This is a genomic window from SAR324 cluster bacterium (assembly GCA_029245725.1).
GTDB lineage: Bacteria > SAR324 > SAR324 > SAR324 > NAC60-12 > JCVI-SCAAA005.
Map to the genome: position 1 here is coordinate 1 of JAQWOT010000287.1, position 1668 is coordinate 1668.

The window sequence follows — 1668 nt, forward strand, 5'->3', positions numbered from 1 at the left end:
TGGAAGTGACGACTCACTGGGAAGATATTTCAGATTTACAGAGGAATTATCCGAATCTACAGGTTCGAGAGGGTGTTCGCTGGATTGAACAAGGAAAGCTGTTCACTGCGGCAGGGATCTCCGCTGGGATAGATCTGAGCTTGGAGTTAGTCTCCAAATTCGCTGGAGAGAAGTTAGCAGAGCGAACTGCCCAGCAGATGGAATATGCTTGGGGTCGGCCTGGAACTTAAGCAGTTAGTGAAGCTGTATTTGTGATCATGCGGACTTGATCAAAGAAAGTCGCAGTGAGATTGAGTCATTGTCTTCTTTTTCATGATCTCCATCATCTCCTCAGGAGTCAGTTTCGCTTTGAGTTCTTCAAAACACTGCTGATCCTTAGCGTAGGCGGGCTTAGATTTATCGATGGGATTGAATGTGATGAAGCCCGTGGCGATGCCAATTCCTACAAGTGCTGCCAATGACGATAAGATGATAACCGTTGTTTTTGCGTTTTTGTTCATAAGCTTAAACAGTGGAAAGTTATAATGGTAATCTCAACCAATATAGAGCACAAAAACAAGAAGTAGGAAAACTTAATCTTTAGGATATAGCTTATTATTCTTCACAATCATTGAGTTCACCTTACCATTCTGATCTCGTTGAAAGTAGACAGAAAACTCTCCTACATAAATTCCTTCATGATTGGGATCAACAAAATGATCAGCTCCCATCTTGGACAAAGTGATTGGTCTCGCGAGTGGCGTTCCTTCTCGCAGATTTAGCAAAATTAGATTCTCTCCCATCTCTGTCACGTAGTAGTGCCAGTGGTGATCATCTGAATAAAAGTTTTCATACTCTGCGTATAGCAGCGGTCTATCAAACGATTTAGGATCAGCCAACACTCTACCGACCATTTCATATAAATTCCTTGAGATGCTTTGGGGATGGTTGAAATAAACAGGTGCCTCAACTGTATTGGAGAGGACAACGACTCCCAGTTTGTTTTGATTGTCCATTACCAATTCTGCAGCAAATCCGATCAAGCCCCCACTGTGCAAAACAAACTCTTTTTCTCGAAAATAACCAAGCCCTGTTCCACCAAGTTCTAGGGTGTTTGCGAGAGAAGCTAACGCAGTATTTAACCTTGGATGAAGTTCAATGGGCAATGGTATCCACTGGACCTTCTGCATCTCGGACAACGTGGCTCTTGCAAGGAGTGTTTGGTCCTCCGCACTGAGTGTACGAAAATGCCAACTAATGAATTTAGCCAGATCCGTGACAGTAGAAATGAGTCCGGAAGATGGCAATCCTAAGATACTCGCCATTTCTGGAAATTCATTTTTCAATCGCTGGTCTCCAACGATTCGGCTGTATCCAATCACCTTCGTAGTTTCCGAATCAGTGGGAAAGCGAGTGGACTCCAGTTGTAAAGGTGTGAGGATAACTTCTTGGATATACTGCTCATAGGGCAATCCGGAGACGCGCTCTATGATCAATCCACCAAGGTTCATTGCCAAGTTGGAGTACTTGTAGATTCGATTTGGTGGGAACAACAAAGATTGTTGGGCCAATTCCTTCAAAAATTCATCAAGGGCCAACGCCTGATTCTGACCTCTTTTGTCCAAGAGGAAATTGGGATTGGTGGGTAAACCCGTAGTGTGAGTCAAGATGGACTTGATAGTGATGTCT

The 1668-nt window shown here is 43.6% G+C and carries 3 protein-coding genes; 1 reads left to right on the forward strand and 2 read right to left on the reverse strand.

Annotated elements, in window-relative coordinates; genetic code table 11:
- On the forward strand, window positions 1-230 hold a 230-nt coding region (locus P8O70_15490; protein MDG2198246.1), incomplete at its 5' end, for a glutamine amidotransferase.
- A gap of 39 nt (window positions 231-269) precedes the next feature.
- Here the strand turns inward: P8O70_15490 and P8O70_15495 are convergent.
- Complete coding sequence (locus tag P8O70_15495) at window positions 270-500, reverse strand: hypothetical protein (protein ID MDG2198247.1); 231 nt, start codon at window positions 498-500, stop codon at window positions 270-272.
- A gap of 72 nt (window positions 501-572) precedes the next feature.
- On the reverse strand, window positions 573-1668 hold a 1096-nt coding region (locus P8O70_15500; GenBank protein MDG2198248.1), incomplete at its 5' end, for a serine hydrolase.